The organism is Coleofasciculus sp. H7-2, assembly GCF_042747725.1.
GTDB lineage: Bacteria > Cyanobacteriota > Cyanobacteriia > Cyanobacteriales > FACHB-T130 > FACHB-T130.
In genome coordinates, this window is record NZ_JBHZGO010000083.1 from 72,824 (window position 1) to 88,361 (window position 15,538).

Consider the following 15,538-nt stretch of genomic DNA (forward strand, 5'->3'; position numbering starts at 1 on the left):
AGATTAATCCATCAACAGATTTCTGCAACCACAACTACCATAGAGGCTTACCCATTTTTCTGCTGTAGCCGCACCATGAAAAATCCATCCATTTGATGCCGGTGAGGCCAGACTTCGATCCATCCAGCGGGGGTAGTATAGGCTGCTGCTGGTGAACTGGGGTTGGGTGGCGAAATCTGCCAATTGGGGTGACTCGCTAAAAAGGCGCGAACAACACCTTCATTCTCCAATGGATGCAGCGTACAAGTTGCATAAACCAAAATGCCATCCGGTTTAACCCAGGTAGCCACTCGATCTAATAGTTCGCCTTGCAGAATTGAAAGTTCCTGAACCGTCTGTAGGGTTTGCCGCCAACGGGCGTCAGCATGACGATGCAAAGTACCCAATCCAGAACAGGGGGCATCAAGTAATACCCTATCAGCTAGATTGATAAACTGGGGTAGGTTGCGGCTGTCCCCCTCCTGAATTTGAATCGAGTGCAAACTTAACCGTTTGGCATTTTCTTGCAGTTTCCGGAGACGAGAAGCAGTCTTGTCACACGCCCAAACAGTTCCCTTGTCTTCCATCAATTGGGCGATGTGCGTTGTCTTTCCCCCCGGTGCTGCACAGGCATCGATGACGACTTCACCCGGTTGGGGATTTAGCAGATAACTCACTAGCTGGGCACTACTATCTTGCACCGTCCACCAACCTTCGCTGAAACCAGGTAAATTTTGAATCGCACCTGTGCCGCCAGTTAGTCTCAAAGCTTGCGGTAGATGGGGCACGCGACTAACTGAGATACCCGCAGCTTGCAGTGCTGCCTCAACTTTCTCTATCTCAGCGCGGAGGGGATTTACCCGCAGGTCAATTGCCGGTGTTTGGTTCATCCATTCACACAGATGTTCCGTTTCTTCTAAACCCAGATGTTCTAGCCATACTTCAATAATCCAGTCGGGATAGCTGTGTAAGATGCCTAATCGTTCAACTGGATTTTTTGGCAGATGTAGAGGGTCAGATTCTAAGTCCTGAACTTCCCCTCCCATGTTTCCCGGCTTCTTGCCTTCCGCTAGACGAATATACTGCCGCAATAGACCATTGACAAAGCCGGAAAGTCCAGAAAATCCGTTTTCTTTCGCTAATTGCACGGTAGTATTAACAGCCGCCGAGACAGGAATTCGGTCTTGATAACGAAGTTGGTATAAGCCTAAATGTAGAATGGCGCGGAGGTCTGGGGGTTGTTGGTGGGCTTTCTTTTTACCTAGATGGTCGATGAGTGCATCGAGCGATCGCTGTCTTCTTACACTCCCATAAACTAACTCTGTCACTAACCGTCGATCGGTAGCACTTAAGTCTGCTTGACGCAGCAGTCGGTCGAGTGCTACGTCAGCAAAAGCGCCTTTACGGTGGACATCCCGAAGTGCCAGAAATGCTATTTGACGAGGATTTTGCATACTATTTAGTATGCGTTAGCAGATGCATTTGGAAGCATTGCTGTCTCACTTTGATTCAGCAGGTTTCTCTCTACGTCTTTATTGAAACAACGACTTTACGTTCCCTTCAACTGTCTGTGTCACTCTCTCGATTGTCCCAGTGACCGCCAGAAGGCTTCAGGAGATTCAGAAAGCCCCTGTCAGCCCTCAAACTCCATTTTTTGCCAGACAGAACGTTTCTACTTTTTCAGGAAACAACTCACAAGAGCTTGTTTCCACTTAATGTCACTCGAAGTATTGACACACAACCGCATCAGTTTTCTGCTGACGGCTTTCTACAATAGAGGACGTAAGAAATTAGTCATTCATCTATCTCTAAAGACAAAATGCACCGCATCCGCAAATCAACTTTATTATCTTTCTGCTTGTTATTGACAGTTGCGGGTATCAGTGCCTGTGGAACTCAAGTCACAGATGCCGCACAATCCTCAGAAACACTCAAATCCGCAATCAGACCATCGACAGAAGCAACCCGTTCCCAATCAAACTTAGAAGAATCTTCTTCAGAACAAACCGCTCAAACCAAACAAGCTCTTCTAAGCAGCTTCGAGCCAGTAAAAGCCACTCCAAAAAATGTCAAAGTCTTTTTTCCTAAAGACCCCCAAAGCGGGCAAGATTTCACTTATGTTGAGCCAGTTTGGCGAACAACAAACAGTCCGAGTATAGCCCAGTTTGCCATTGAGCAATTAATCGCAGGTCCTACAAGTCAGGAAAAAGTTCGTGGTTTGAGCGATCCTATTGAATTCAAAGGCAGTTCCAACTGCGGCAAAGATTTTACGATTTCCATCACTAATGGAATTGCTAAACTGAAATTTTGTAAGTCGGTTGTTTCGGGAGGCATTGGAGATGATGCTCGTCAAAAAAGCTCTATTAATGCCACACTTAAGCAATTTTCAACTATCAACTCAGTTATTATTCTGGATAGGAACGGCAACTGCTTAAGCGATCAAAGTGGCGAGAATTTTTGCCTAAAGAAAGCCGAAAAACTGACAACCCAATCGAGACTATCGATGAACGGCATTGGGTCAGTTAAAATTAACATGACTGTTGCTGAGGCATCAGGCGTTGCTGGGACTCAAATAGTACCATCCCGGCAAAATCCCAATCGCGTTTGTGACTATTACAAGCCAGCAAAGGGGCCTGAGGGTGTTACTTTCATGGTCACGGAAGGTCGGATCGCTACGGTGGAAATTGAAACCAATAAAATTACTACTGTTCATGGTATCAAAGTTGACGATACAGAAAGCACGATTAAGTCTGCTTATCCGGGACAAATTCAGGTAATTCGTCTTCTCAACAGCGAAAAAGGTAAAGCCTGGGTCGTTCAACCAAGCAGCTTTGCTGAAAAAGACTTGCGTCTCGTGTTTGTGTCTACGAATGGCAAGACTGTAAATCGCATGATTGCGGGTAAAGTGCCAGAAGTGAATTATGCAGAAGGCTGTCTTGATGTTCGCCCTGGGTGATAGGGTTGTAGTATAAATTTGCTAACCCAGCTAGTTAAACTGGCTGGGTTTGGCGTTTTGGTGGAAGGTGGGAAAGCGATCGCGCTCCTACATTACCTAGCTGTACGGAAGAAGTGGAACCACGAAGACTAGCTGTACGGAAGAAGTGGAACCGCGAAGACGCAAAGAACACGAAGGAAGAGAAAGAAAGAGCGATCGCTCTTTCTTTCCCTGCTCTGTCCTCAATAATGAAGCAGGTTAAGCGAGTCTATTTCCTATGAGACAGTCTACTTTTTAAAGGTTATCTAGTTGCTTTTTTAGGTCTTCCAATTCGTTATCAACTGCTGAATTAGATTTAGAGGTGGTATTTTGGTTAGCTGGCGGTAGTTGTACTTGGGTTGTAGAATAACCAGTCAGTTGTGCTTTTATCGCCTCCAATTCATCATTAAGGTCGCTGCCAGATTCCAGCATGGCAAATTGCTCGTCTAAATTATAGGAAATCAGTTCTTGCATGGGCTGGAAAAGAAAATCTTTAGTAGCCAGTTCCGTTTTAGACTGGGAACGAACTTCCTGAAGCATATCTCTCACCTCTTCTAAAGCAGTGGAGTTCAGTGTAAGGCTGTTTACAATAGCTGTCTGCTGAATTAGTAATTGAGCTTTCATAGCTTTAAGCTCACCTTCAAGCTTCAGCAATCGAGTTTCGATAGAATAAGGAGTTTGTTGAGTAACCACCTGAGAACGGGTTTCCAATTCCAAAACTTTTTCTTCCATGCGCTCGAAGGCGCTCATCGCACTGCTGGTATTTAAGCGTCCCACAGCGCTTTGAAGCTGTTCCTGAGCTTTGGTAGCTTGTACCTGTGCCTTGAGCCTATCCTGTTTCTGTTTGGCTTCAGAAATTTTACTTTTTAGGACAATTAAATTGCGCTTGAGGGTTTCTACATGAGCTGTTTGCTGATCCAAACTAGTTTTCAGGGTATTGGCAGTGTCAGAATTTACTTTTTTGCGTACTAACGCTTCTCTAGCAAGATTCTCATCGCCTTTTTGCAGAGCCAACTGGGCGCGGTTTTGCCAGTTATCTGCTTCGGTTTGGGCTTGGTTGTATTGTTGCTGAGTCCGTTTTTGCGTCGCAATGGCTCTGGCAACTGCCTGACCCAACTGCACTAAGTCTTCCTGCATATCAATGATGGACTGCTCCAAAATTTTTTCTAGGTTTTCAGCCTTGCTAAGCGCGTCATTTAGATTGGCTCTGGCATTTAGACTAATGCGCTCGAATAATCCCATGAGTGTTTCTTGCCTTTTGAGGAATATGAGAATTCACATAGCTCTGGTGTCAGTTCAGATAACTATCGCAGTGGCATTTGGGTAGTAGAACTTACTCAAAATTAAACTAAGTCAATTATTAATGCTTCGTAATAATTACTGAAGTCTTCATCAACTCTCTCGCTTTTTGTGTAAAAGTAAGCTTTGGGCTATCTTGCTCTGGTAAATGTTTTAGTTAATAAACTGCCCTTAATATGACCTCAGTGCGCCCTCACGATAAAGCCAAAGCCCTCAAACCCTCTAGCCGTCGCCCTGCTAAAGAACTATGTAGCGAGTGCGGGCTGTGCGACACATACTATATTCACTATGTCAAGGAAGCGTGTGCATTTCTTAATCAGCAGATAGCGGAACTAGAAGAACAAACTCACGGAAGAAGCCGCAATCTGGATAATCCCGATGATTGGTACTTTGGGGTTAGTCAAGACATGATGGCGGCGCGGAAAACTGAGCCAATTGAGGGGGCGCAGTGGACGGGAATTGTCAGCACCATTGCCATCGAAATGCTGAATCGCGGCATGGTTGAAGGTGTCGTCTGCGTCCAGAATACTAAGGAAGACAGATTTCAGCCGATGCCGATAATCGCTCGAACTCCAGAGGAGATTCTAGCAGCGCGGGTGAATAAACCAACGCTGTCCCCTAATCTCTCGGTGTTGGAGCAAATTGAGCAATCTGGGATGAAGCGGCTGTTGGTAATTGGCGTTGGTTGCCAAATCCAGGCATTACGCGCAGTCGAGAAGCAACTGGGACTAGAAAAGCTTTACGTTTTGGGTACGCCCTGCGTCGATAATGTTAACCGCGCCGGATTGCAAAAATTCTTAGAAACCACCAGCCGTTCCCCGGATACAGTGGTGCATTACGAGTTTATGCAAGATTTCCGGGTTCACTTCAAGCACGAAGATGGCTCTATGGAAATGGTGCCTTTCTTTGGACTGAAGACAAACCAGTTAAAGGATGTATTTGCTCCTTCTTGCATGAGCTGCTTTGATTATGTCAATTCTCTGGCAGATTTAGTAGTAGGATACATGGGCGCACCTTTTGGCTGGCAGTGGATTGTGGTGCGGAATGACACTGGCAAAGAAATGCTGGATTTGGTGCAAGATCAGATAGACACGCAGCCAGTGATGTCCCAAGGAAACCGCAAAGAAGCGGTACAACAAAGTATCCCTGCCTATGATAAAGGCGTTACTCTCCCGATGTGGGCGGCAAAGCTGATGGGAGTTGTGATTGAAAAAATTGGCCCCAAAGGTTTAGAGTATGCCCGTTTCTCAATTGATTCCCACTTTACCCGCAATTATTTGTATGTGAAGCGCAATCATCCGGAGAAGTTAGAGGCGCACGTACCAGAATATGCCAAGCGGATTGTCGGGCAGTATAAGTTACCAGAATCTTAGAAGGTTTCGCGCAAAGGCGCAAAGACGCTAAGAAAAACTTTGCGACGAGAGCGTCTTTGCGCGAAATAATTCCTACAGCCCATTCACCAGCCGCGTAATACCATCCTTGATCAGTACCTCACCGAAATTTATCAGCAAGCCAAGCCGCTTGTTAGTCAGGCGAAGGTAGGTCAGCAGTTGCTTCTTATGTACCGGAGCCAGTTTTTCCAAGGACTTGAGTTCAATAATTACCTTGTTTTCGACGATCAGATCGGCTCGAAAGCCTTCCTCCAGTTTTACACTCTCGTAAATTACCGGGATAGGCTGCTGCCGAACTACCCGCAGCCCTCGTCTCTCTAACTCATAAGCTAGAACTGCTTCATACACAGATTCAAACAACCCCGGTCCAAGGTGGGTGTGAACTTTGTAGGCAGCATCAACAATCTCTTTAGCGATCTCGTTTTCAGTCATATTATTTAGTTTCGCGCAAAGACACAAAGGCGCAAAGTTTTTCTTAGCGTCTTTGCGCCTTTGCGCGAAATTATCCTAAGCTGGTCCCACGGCTTCAATCGCAGATTCCAGAGCGATCGCTACATGAGTCCAATGGGTTCCCCCTTGACAAAATACAACGTATGGTTCTCGCAGCGGCCCATCGGCTGACAATTCAGAGGTGCTGCCTTCAATAAACGTGCCTCCAGCCATCACTAGCTGACTCTCATATCCCGGCATATCACCGGGTATGGGATCAACATAGGAATCGATGGGCGAGTGCTGTTGAATGGCTCGACAAAAGGCAATCAGCTTCTCACGCGAACCCAATTTGATGGCTTGAATTACGTCGCGGCGGGGTGCCATTGGTAAAGGATTCACTGCATAACCCAGCCGATCGAAAACGTAAGCCGTCAGGTGATTACCTTTCATGGCTTCCCCGACCATTTGCGGTGCGAGGAACAATCCTTGGAACAGCAGGCGATGTTGATCGAAACTGGCACCGCCACTACTGCCAATTCCTGGTGCAGTCAAACGGCAGGCAGCGGCTTCTACTAAGTCTGCCCGACCCGCAATATAGCCGCCAGATGTTACAATAGTACCACCAGGATTTTTAATCAAAGAGCCAGCCATCAGATCGGCACCGACAGCAGTTGGTTCGTGTTCTTCAATAAATTCCCCGTAACAATTATCGACAAAGCAAATCGTGTGGGGATTTTGTTGTTTAACCAGGAAAACAATTTTTTCGATGTCGGTAATGGAAAGACTAGGACGCCAGGAATACCCGCAGGAACGCTGGATTAACACGAGACGGGTGCGATCGCTAACTGCTGTCGCCAGCGCTTGGCAATCAATAATTCCTTCGCCAGTAAGAGCCAATTCTTTGTAACTAACGCCAAAATCAAGTAAGGAGCCTTGGCCTTGCCCTCGCAAACCAATGACTTCTTCTAGTGTGTCATAGGGGGCACCGGCTACTGCCAGCATTTCATCTCCAGGACGAAGAACTCCAAATAAGGCACAAGCGATCGCATGAGTACCGGAAACAAACTGCACTCGAACCGCAGCGGCTTCGGCATCCATTACTTCGGCAAATACCCGATCGAGCGTCTGTCGCCCTAAATCATCGTGACCGTAGCCGGTGACACCAGCGAAATGGTGCGCCCCCACCCGATGGTGACGAAAGGCTTCCAGCACTCGTTTGAGATTTTGCTTGACTGTGGCGTCAATTGCGGAAAAAATCGGAAACAGTACCTTTTCTGCTTCCTGTAGCTGTTGAAAGCTGTTCATCAATACCTGGAGAAAGAGATTTCTTATTTATTTTAGATTTTGGAGCTTTTGCCAATGTAAAAATTTGCATTTCCAGTCAAGGCGGGGCAAACAAGCCGCCCTTACAGACCGAGACCAAAATCCCAAATCCACTTAGCAGATTGGGCTGCACAATTCTTATCAAGGTTACTGCATGACTGTTGCGACCACAACTAAAGCTCAAGAACAGGTGAGACAAGACTCGCCTCTCCGTCCTGATTGGGTCATTATTATCTACATGGCTGCGTTACACATCGCAGCGCTTTTCGCCTTGTTTCCCAGTAACTTCAGCTGGGCTGCAGTTGGTGTCGCTGTCTTTTTCCACTGGGTGACGGGTGGCTTGGGAATTACGCTGGGATTTCATCGTCTGGTAACGCATCGTAGTTTCCAAACGCCTAAGTGGTTAGAATACTTTTTTGTTCTCTGCGGCACCCTTTCCTGCCAAGGAGGCCCGATTAACTGGATAGGCATACACCGCCTCCATCATTTGCACTCGGATCAAAACTTAGATCCCCATGATTCCAATAAAGGCTTTTGGTGGAGTCACATGGGCTGGATGCTTTATAAAAACCCTGCGGATACGGACATCCCTCGCGTTACTAAAGATATTTCTGGCGACCCAGTTTATCAGTTTTTCCAAAACTATTTCATTCCCATTCAGGTTGTCTTAGGTCTAATTCTTTACTTCTTGGGCGGTTGGCCTTTTGTGGTTTGGGGAATTTTTGTTCGAGTCGTAGCAGTGTTTCACTGCACTTGGTTTGTCAACAGTGCAACGCATAAATTTGGCTATCGCACTTACGAATCTGAGGATCGCTCAACCAATTGTTGGTGGGTGGCTTTACTCACCTATGGCGAAGGTTGGCACAACAACCACCACGCTTTTCAATATTCCGCTCGACATGGCCTAAAATGGTGGGAAATTGACCTGACGTGGATGACTATTCAATTCCTTCAGGCGCTCGGTTTAGCCTCGAAGGTAAAACTGGCCGAAGAAAGTAAACAATAAATAGTAAAAAAGCAAAAGAAAGCGGAAACAAAGGATGAAGGATGAAACAGTTTTCTCCTCCATCCTTCTCTCTTTTGCCTTTTTAGTTGTGTCCCTGCACGACGTGCTTCACGGTGGTAAAAGATTCCAAGCCAATTGGTCCTCGGCGATGTCCTTTTTGGTTAGACATTCCCAGAAATAGCGAATCTCCTCCCTTCGGGTTACGCGAAAATCGGGGAGAGGAATTGAGATAGACGGAGGCACTATTAACGCCGAGAGCAAATTGGCGGCTTTCTTGATAGGATTCAGAAACTAGACAGTCGGCGTGACCGCTGCTGTATTGATTAATCCAGGCGATCGCTTCCTCGATACTCTCTACCACTTTGAAAGCCACAATCTTGTCAAGATAGGCTTGACTCCACTCCAATTCCTCAGTCAGTTTCAAATCTGGAAATTGTGTCACCAGATCCTTATCTCCTCTGAGTTGAAACCCTTTTTCCTTGAGGCTGTTCCAAAGCATCGTCAGAGATGAAGGTTTGCCAGCTGGATGAATCAAAACCTTTTCAATCGCATTAACGGGGTCAGGATCGCTCTGATGACTGTCTAAAATTGCGTTCCGAGCCATATCTAAGCTACCCGTAGGCGACCAATAGAGGTAGCAGTTTCCCATCGCCGACTTCAAGACGGGTGCAGTTGAGAGCTGGATCACTTTTTGGACTAAACTGGGGCGACCGTAGGGAATCACCAAATTGATGTATCGGTCTTGGATGACTAAATCCCGGATGGAAGCGCCTTGATCTGATGGTAGTAGCTCCAGACAACCGGGTGGCATACCCGCCTGTTCTAAGGCTGATTGTAAAACTTGGGCAATGACTGTATTAGAGTGGCTGGCTTCGCTTCCACCTCGGAGAATCAGGCTGTTGCCAGTTTTCAGACACATCCCAGCAGCGATCGCTCCTAACTCCGGAAAGGCTTCGTAAATCAAGGCAATTACCCCCAGCGGCATTAGCTGAGAGTAGGTTTGCGAGTGTTCTAGCTGATAAGTCGCGTTCATCACCCGCCGGATCGGATCGGATAACTCAGCTAACCGTTGCAAAATGTGGATAGTGGTTTGCAGCCGCTCCGGTGTCAGCTTCAACCAATCTAAAATCAGCTCATGCGCTGCCATTTCCCGACTAGCTTCCAGATCCAGGGTGTTTGCTTCCAAAATATCGTCTAAGGATCTCTGAAGTGCCTGCGCCATCGCTGCAACAGCACGGCTACGCTCTACTCCCTTGGTGGTTGCCAATTCCAGGGAAGCTTCATAAGCGCGATGAACGGCGGTCATTGGGTCGGGGGTGGGAGTAAAAGCGTTGATTGCCATTGGGCTAACGTCGGTGAGTCAGCCAGATGAAGAGCGCTGGCACCAGTAGCGCCAGCACGCTCACCATCGCACACAGCACAATAATGATACCAGGAGGGGCTGGAGGTGAAATCTGAGCTAAGCAAAGCCCTGCGATCAGTACCACCGCAATAATTCCTAAGGACACGGGTAGGTAGCTGTCCCCAAGACCTGGATGAGCGGTACTCCAGCGATGACCCGTCCACCGCCACGATCGCTTGTAGGGATAGCTTGTAGAAAGTTGTTCGATCGCATACCCACTCTCTTCTACCACAAAGATTTGCTGGCAGCGATCGCAGCCTAACGCTTCTGTCAGCGTAATCGGGATTAAACGCCCTCTACGTCGGCATGGGCACGGGTAATCGTTATTTAAGTCAATCTTCTGATCTTTCTGAGATGGCACAAGCGCTAATTAAACAAAGATATGAAAGTGTTAACTTAAGGATTTTCGGAACCGGGTTCGTCTCTTAGACTTTTTTAGTTTGCACCTAGCAACCGCCTTTCTTGGGACTGGGTACGACTGAATGCCCTTGAAGCCACAGACCATCTAGGCGAATTTTAACACTGTAAACCTTTGCCTAGAAATGCTCCGACTTATAGATAATCAGATGTTGCCTCTCTACCTCTGGAGACCTACGCCTGGAGAAATGGCTACTTTTTATATGATTTTAACTAGAAGAGCGGGTAACGCGATTCGAACGCGCGACATTCACCTTGGCAAGGTGACGCTCTACCACTGAGCTATACCCGCAAAACTTTATCTATATCTAGATTCTCAAAATTCTCAGCATCTGTCAACTATCTTTAATCATTTCATCACCCACGCGATGGGGTTGGAAGTTGGCTAGAGTGTGACAGCTTGGTGAAGCGATTTCTGTGGGGAGGCGAGGAAGGAATTTCCACCCTCTCTTGTGACACTTCCCGGCTCCTCTTCTCTCAACTCACCCAGCTTCCGGACGCAACACCGTAGAATGAAGAAGTATGTAGTTAGTTGAATTAATTATTAATATGCCTGTTTTTGCGGCGATCGCAGTCTTGGCACTTTTGATTGTGGTACATGAGCTGGGTCATTTCATGGCAGCTCGTCTTCAAGGAATTCACGTCAACCGCTTCTCCCTCGGTTTTGGCCCGATTCTCTGGAAGTACCAGGGACCGGAAACCGAATATGCCATCCGAGCTTTTCCCCTAGGCGGATTTGTCGGTTTCCCCGATGATGACCCCGACAGTGATATCCCCCCAGAAGACCCCAATCTACTACGCAACCGACCCATCCTCGACAGAGCCATTGTCATCAGCGCTGGTGTCATCGCCAACTTGCTATTTGCTTACTTACTGCTAGCGACTCAACTGGGTTTAGTGGGCGTTCAGGAATTTAATTATCAGCCTGGTGTCCTGGTTCCCCAAGTCGCCTCAGAGGTAAGTTCTGCTGCACTCAAGGCTGGCATCAAAGCAGGAGACATTATTCTCTTGGCAGACGGTCAACCACTGAAAGCCTCCAAGGAAGCCATCCCCAAGCTTATGGAGGTCATTCAAAACAATCCCAACCAGCCAATCCCGCTGAGCGTTAAACGTCAAGGTCAAATCATTTCCCTGACCGTGACACCGCAACCCGGAAGCGACGGGAAAGGTCGCATCGGTGTCCAGCTAGCTCCTAGCGGCAAAGTAGTCCGTCGGCACCTCAAGAATCCTGTGGAAGTTTTGACCGCTGCGGCTACAAAGTACCAAGAATTCGTAGTTTTAACGGCTCAGGGCTTTGTACAACTGATCAGTAACTTTGGCGAAACAGCCGATCAGGTTGCTGGGCCGGTTAAAATTGTGGAACTTGGTGCCAGTATTGCCAAATCAGACGCGGCGAATCTGTTTCAGTTTGCTGCCTTGATCAGCATTAACCTGGCAATTATCAACATTTTGCCCCTACCGGCTCTAGATGGCGGTCAGCTGGCTTTCTTATTGATTGAAGGTTTGCGGGGTAAACCTTTGCCGACTCAAATCCAAGATGGGATTATGCAAACTGGTTTGATGTTGCTGCTGGGTTTGGGAATTTTCTTGATTGTTCGAGACACTGCTAACCTGGAGTGGGTTCAAAAACTCTTGCAATGAACGCAGTTGTCTGTCGTCCTTAACAAGGGATAACTGACCAGTAAGGGCGCACGACCGTGCGCCCTTACCAATTCGATAATTGACAATTTATGAGCATTACCCGTACATGGTCAGCTAAGCAGCAACGGACTTTGGAGATTCTGATTCGCTTGAAGCGATTGTATCGAGACGCACCCTGTACGCTGAACTACGAGACGCCGGTACAGTTATTGGTCGCAACCATTCTCTCAGCTCAATGTACCGATGAGCGGGTGAATCAAGTAACACCCGCGTTATTTGCTCGGTTTCCCGACGCCCCAGCTTTGGCAACCGCTGATATTGCTGAGTTGGAAACCCTGATTCGTTCAACCGGCTTTTATCGCAACAAGGCTAAAAATATTCAAGGTGCCTGCCGTCTCATTGTGGAGAAATTTAAAGGACAGGTGCCAAAACGAATGGAATTGTTGCTGGAATTACCAGGAGTAGCGCGAAAGACGGCAAATGTAGTTCTCGCTCATGCTTACGGCATCAATCAAGGCGTGACGGTGGATACCCATGTGAAGCGCCTTAGCTATCGATTGGGTTTGACAGAACATACAGACCCAGTGCGGATAGAGCGAGATTTAATGAGACTATTGCCCTTAGAGGATTGGGAAAATTGGTCAATTCGGTTGGTCTATCACGGTCGGGCAATTTGTACAGCCAGGAATCCGGCGTGCCACGCTTGTGTCCTCGCGGATTTGTGTCCTGCTGCCAATTTGTCTGCGTCGGATTCTGTAAATCTTAGCCTCGCCATATCCCCTCAAATTGTGGAAGCTTCTAATTGATGCCATCCGCTAGAATGGAGAATGGTGTCTTTATTGCTGGGAAGAAGTAGGATAATTCATGGCTAAAAAGAGCATGATTGAGCGGGAGAAAAAACGCCAGAAGCTGGTAGATAAGTATGCCGCTAAGCGTGAAACGTTGCAGGAAGAATTTCATAATGCAACGACCCAACAACAGAAGCTGACGATTCATCGGCAGATACAGCAACTGCCGCGCAACAGTGCGCCCACGCGCCTGCGGAATCGCTGCTGGGTGACTGGGCGTCCTAGAGGCGTGTACCGGGATTTTGGTCTGTCTCGCAACGTTATGCGGGAATGGGCACACCAAGGTCTGTTGCCGGGAGTGGTCAAGTCTAGCTGGTAGTCCTTAGTCTTTAGTCTTTAGTCTTTAGTTGATTACGTTTGACCAATGACTATTGACTATTGACTATTGACCGCAACAGCGGTCGATGCCAAGACTGTCTAAGAGCAATTCACTGACCGCATTCGCGATCGCAAACTCGCTATAAAAACTTTTGGAAAAGTCAAACGCCTGCATCTCTGTCAGAATGGCAATCACCAGAGAACCCAGGTCGTTTTCACCTTCCATCCGCTGGCGGACATAAATCTGGGAAGCTCTTTGGGCAATCTCCTGATTGACAGCCTCCGGAATAAACTCTTCATCAAGCCACTTGTGCAATGCACTTTGCAGCCATTTGCCCTCCTGCTGAGGATTTTCGGCTGGTGGTAAGGCGATCGGTGGGATGGGTTGAGACATTTTCACGTATCAGCTTTTCGCTTATCAGCTTTTAAATTTCAGCTGCCGACTCAATGATTCTAAAAGTTGGGGCAGTATTTTAGATATTAAGATGGCTCTATCTCATCAGGACATCTACCCAGCCATTTGTGGCTGTTTAGAGATATACACACGGATAATACGTCATTAACCCGCTTGGGCTGAGTGCATGGAGTTTGATATTCCCACCATTATTCAGGGGTATGCCCAAGGCTACTTCTTGATGGCGGATGACGACAATGGCTTGGGGTGGTATTCCAGTCGTCAGAGGACACTCGTTCCCCTAGATGAGCAGTTTCGCTACCCGAAGTCACTGCGGCGTGTTCTCAACCAAGAACGCTTTACCGTTGCCGTCAATCGGGATTTCCAGGGTGTGGTGGCTGGGTGTGCGGATCGAGAAACAACGTGGATCTCCCCAGAACTACAAGAGATTTATGGGGCACTCTACGAAGAGGGCTGGGCTTATAGCTTCGAGACTTGGCAGGGAGAGGAACTAGCTGGGGGAATTTTAGGAATTGTCATCGGGGGCGCGTTTATTGGGGAATCGATGTTCTACCGGATTCCAGAGGGGTCAAAGGTGGCGATGGTGAAGTTGGTGGAAAGATTGCGCGATCGCAATTTTGTTTTCTTTGACGCCCAAATGATGAATCCCCATTTAGAACGCTTTGGTGCCTACATCGTTAACGATCCACAATATCAAGTCTTGTTACGGAAAGCGTTGCAGCGTCGGTGTTCTTTAGTATAGCCGCAGTTAGCGGGTGAGTCCTACCGAGCAAAACTTTTATCGAATCATGAGCAGGCTAAAACTTGTTAAAGACTTGAAATTCTGGTTGTTAGCGATCGCGGCAGGCTTAATTACGATTCATCTTACTTTGACTTGGAGGAGTGGTAATACTGAACTGCTGAGTACAAGTTTCTTATTTTGGGTTGCTGTTGTGTCCCTGCTTTGCAAGAAACGGGACGCATTAGAGCTGAAAAGCGACAATTTTTCTAGCATTGTTGGGTTAGCACTGATTAGTTTGGTACTTTTTAAAAGTCTTTACCCAGCCTATGGTTTTACCCTTCACGTTACACCTTTGATTTCAATGCTGGGCTTGGGTTTAATTGCCTCTGGTGTTAAAGGATTAAAGCAATATTGGCGGGAATTGCTGCTTCTGGCTTTTTTCGTCTTAAATCAACAATTAATATTGAAATTTTTAAATGTATCTTTATTAACCGCTAAATTCACATCTGTTCTTCTTTGGTTTTTAGGCTTCCCAGTTGTGCAGCAAGGGGAGATTTTAAGTTTGCCAACGGGTTCTGTACAAATTGGAGGAGCTTGTTCTGGTGTAGGTACAATTCTTCAGCTATTGGGATTAACTTTAGTTTTTTTACTAATTTTTCCTACTAAATTGAAGGAAAAGATTTTATTGCCATTAGTCGCCGTCATCGTAGCATTTACGCTAAATGGGATGCGGGTGGCTTTGATGACTGTTTTGGCAGGGTTGTCTAACAAAGAAGCTTTTGAATATTGGCATTTAGGGGATGGTTCGCTGATATTTTCTCTAACTTCTGTATTAATTTTTGGATTAATCTGTCGATTTTGGCTAATAAAAAATATCGGTGAAAATGGGAGTACATAGAATTTTAATTGCACCTGTTTTTGGCTGATTGCAAGATAATCAATCCCTCTAACACCGATTCTATTCAATTCTCTCTAAAAATAAAAACCCTTGTAGGTTGGGTTGAGGTAACGAAACCCAACGATATTTTCGCATAGGTTGGGTTGAGCGCCTAAGCGAAACCCAACCTACAATTATTTTTAAATGTATTTTGTTTGAGTTAGATTTTGATTTAGCGAATTTTCTCAACCCAGTATTTTAGGCTGGATGCGCTAGTAGGTTGGGTTGAGGTAACGAAACCCAACGATATTTTCGCATGGGTTGGGTTTCGCTTAGGCGCTCAACCCAACCTACAATTATTTTTAAATGTATTTTGTTTGAGTTAGTATATCAATTTTAAATGCTAAAAATAGACAGCAAGAATAAAAGTTCCGTATCATTTTAATTGCCCATATCTTTTGCCGATTATAAAATAAGAAATTCCCCAACTCCGTG

15 protein-coding genes and 1 tRNA gene are annotated in these 15,538 nt (G+C 46.6%); 8 read left to right on the top strand and 8 right to left on the bottom strand.

The window, feature by feature from the left end:
* Positions 1-47 precede the first annotated feature (47 nt).
* The gene (locus tag ACFW2W_RS16435; RefSeq protein ID WP_378180218.1) at positions 48-1,433 is read right to left on the bottom strand and encodes a 16S rRNA (cytosine(967)-C(5))-methyltransferase; all 1,386 of its coding nucleotides are present in this window, start codon (positions 1,431-1,433) and stop codon (positions 48-50) included.
* Between the two features lie 365 nt (positions 1,434-1,798).
* Here ACFW2W_RS16435 and ACFW2W_RS16440 point away from each other — a divergent pair, with 365 nt between their 5' ends.
* Positions 1,799-2,935, top strand: a complete 1,137-nt coding sequence (locus ACFW2W_RS16440) for a hypothetical protein (protein ID WP_378180221.1) — start codon at positions 1,799-1,801, stop codon at positions 2,933-2,935.
* Positions 2,936-3,208: 273 nt separating this feature from the next.
* Here the strand turns inward: ACFW2W_RS16440 and ACFW2W_RS16445 are convergent, their stop codons facing one another.
* Positions 3,209-4,195: a PspA/IM30 family protein gene (locus tag ACFW2W_RS16445; protein WP_378180225.1), complete on the bottom strand. Its 987-nt coding sequence runs from the start codon at positions 4,193-4,195 to the stop codon at positions 3,209-3,211.
* A gap of 233 nt (positions 4,196-4,428) precedes the next feature.
* On the opposite strand from ACFW2W_RS16445, the gene ACFW2W_RS16450 reads away from it, so the two are divergent.
* On the top strand, positions 4,429-5,625 hold the full coding sequence (locus tag ACFW2W_RS16450; protein ID WP_378180228.1) for a Coenzyme F420 hydrogenase/dehydrogenase, beta subunit C-terminal domain: 1,197 nt from the start codon (positions 4,429-4,431) through the stop codon (positions 5,623-5,625).
* Positions 5,626-5,697: 72 nt separating this feature from the next.
* Here the strand turns inward: ACFW2W_RS16450 and ACFW2W_RS16455 are convergent, their stop codons facing one another.
* Both ACFW2W_RS16455 and ACFW2W_RS16460 read right to left on the bottom strand, forming a co-directional pair.
* Positions 5,698-6,075 (bottom strand): GxxExxY protein, encoded by a 378-nt coding sequence (locus tag ACFW2W_RS16455; RefSeq protein ID WP_378180231.1) that lies wholly within the window; start codon positions 6,073-6,075, stop codon positions 5,698-5,700.
* Positions 6,076-6,150: 75 nt separating this feature from the next.
* On the bottom strand, positions 6,151-7,380 hold the full coding sequence (locus tag ACFW2W_RS16460) for an aminotransferase class I/II-fold pyridoxal phosphate-dependent enzyme (RefSeq protein WP_378180234.1): 1,230 nt from the start codon (positions 7,378-7,380) through the stop codon (positions 6,151-6,153).
* Positions 7,381-7,552: 172 nt separating this feature from the next.
* Here ACFW2W_RS16460 and ACFW2W_RS16465 point away from each other — a divergent pair, with 172 nt between their 5' ends.
* The gene (locus ACFW2W_RS16465) at positions 7,553-8,404 is read left to right on the top strand and encodes an acyl-CoA desaturase (protein ID WP_378180237.1); all 852 of its coding nucleotides are present in this window, start codon (positions 7,553-7,555) and stop codon (positions 8,402-8,404) included.
* 82 nt (positions 8,405-8,486) lie between these two features.
* On the opposite strand, the gene ACFW2W_RS16470 is transcribed toward ACFW2W_RS16465, so the two are convergent.
* The 3 genes from ACFW2W_RS16470 to ACFW2W_RS16480 form a co-directional block, all read right to left on the bottom strand.
* The gene (locus ACFW2W_RS16470) at positions 8,487-9,746 is read right to left on the bottom strand and encodes a glutamate-5-semialdehyde dehydrogenase (RefSeq protein WP_378180239.1); all 1,260 of its coding nucleotides are present in this window, start codon (positions 9,744-9,746) and stop codon (positions 8,487-8,489) included.
* Between the two features lie 4 nt (positions 9,747-9,750).
* On the bottom strand, positions 9,751-10,167 hold the full coding sequence (locus tag ACFW2W_RS16475) for a hypothetical protein (RefSeq protein ID WP_378180241.1): 417 nt from the start codon (positions 10,165-10,167) through the stop codon (positions 9,751-9,753).
* Positions 10,168-10,443: 276 nt separating this feature from the next.
* A tRNA-Gly gene (locus tag ACFW2W_RS16480) sits at positions 10,444-10,515 on the bottom strand.
* A gap of 257 nt (positions 10,516-10,772) precedes the next feature.
* Between ACFW2W_RS16480 and rseP the strand changes: the two genes are divergently transcribed.
* The 3 genes from rseP to rpsN all read left to right on the top strand — a co-directional run bounded on the left by rseP (position 10,773) and on the right by rpsN (position 13,031).
* On the top strand, positions 10,773-11,864 hold the full coding sequence (gene rseP, locus ACFW2W_RS16485; protein ID WP_378180244.1) for an RIP metalloprotease RseP: 1,092 nt from the start codon (positions 10,773-10,775) through the stop codon (positions 11,862-11,864).
* A gap of 89 nt (positions 11,865-11,953) precedes the next feature.
* Positions 11,954-12,670, top strand: coding sequence for an endonuclease III (gene nth, locus ACFW2W_RS16490; RefSeq protein ID WP_378180246.1), 717 nt, complete (start codon positions 11,954-11,956; stop codon positions 12,668-12,670).
* A gap of 58 nt (positions 12,671-12,728) precedes the next feature.
* Positions 12,729-13,031: a 30S ribosomal protein S14 gene (gene rpsN / locus ACFW2W_RS16495; protein WP_378180248.1), complete on the top strand. Its 303-nt coding sequence runs from the start codon at positions 12,729-12,731 to the stop codon at positions 13,029-13,031.
* A 63-nt stretch (positions 13,032-13,094) separates the two neighbouring features.
* Here the strand turns inward: rpsN and ACFW2W_RS16500 are convergent, their stop codons facing one another.
* Positions 13,095-13,424 (bottom strand): hypothetical protein, encoded by a 330-nt coding sequence (locus ACFW2W_RS16500; RefSeq protein ID WP_378180250.1) that lies wholly within the window; start codon positions 13,422-13,424, stop codon positions 13,095-13,097.
* Positions 13,425-13,611: 187 nt separating this feature from the next.
* Here ACFW2W_RS16500 and aat point away from each other — a divergent pair, with 187 nt between their 5' ends.
* Positions 13,612-14,187 (top strand): leucyl/phenylalanyl-tRNA--protein transferase, encoded by a 576-nt coding sequence (aat, locus tag ACFW2W_RS16505; protein ID WP_378180252.1) that lies wholly within the window; start codon positions 13,612-13,614, stop codon positions 14,185-14,187.
* A gap of 46 nt (positions 14,188-14,233) precedes the next feature.
* Positions 14,234-15,064 carry a cyanoexosortase A gene (gene crtA, locus ACFW2W_RS16510; protein ID WP_378180254.1) on the top strand — a complete coding sequence of 277 codons (831 nt, stop codon included), beginning with the start codon at positions 14,234-14,236 and terminating at the stop codon, positions 15,062-15,064.
* Positions 15,065-15,538: the final 474 nt, after the last annotated feature.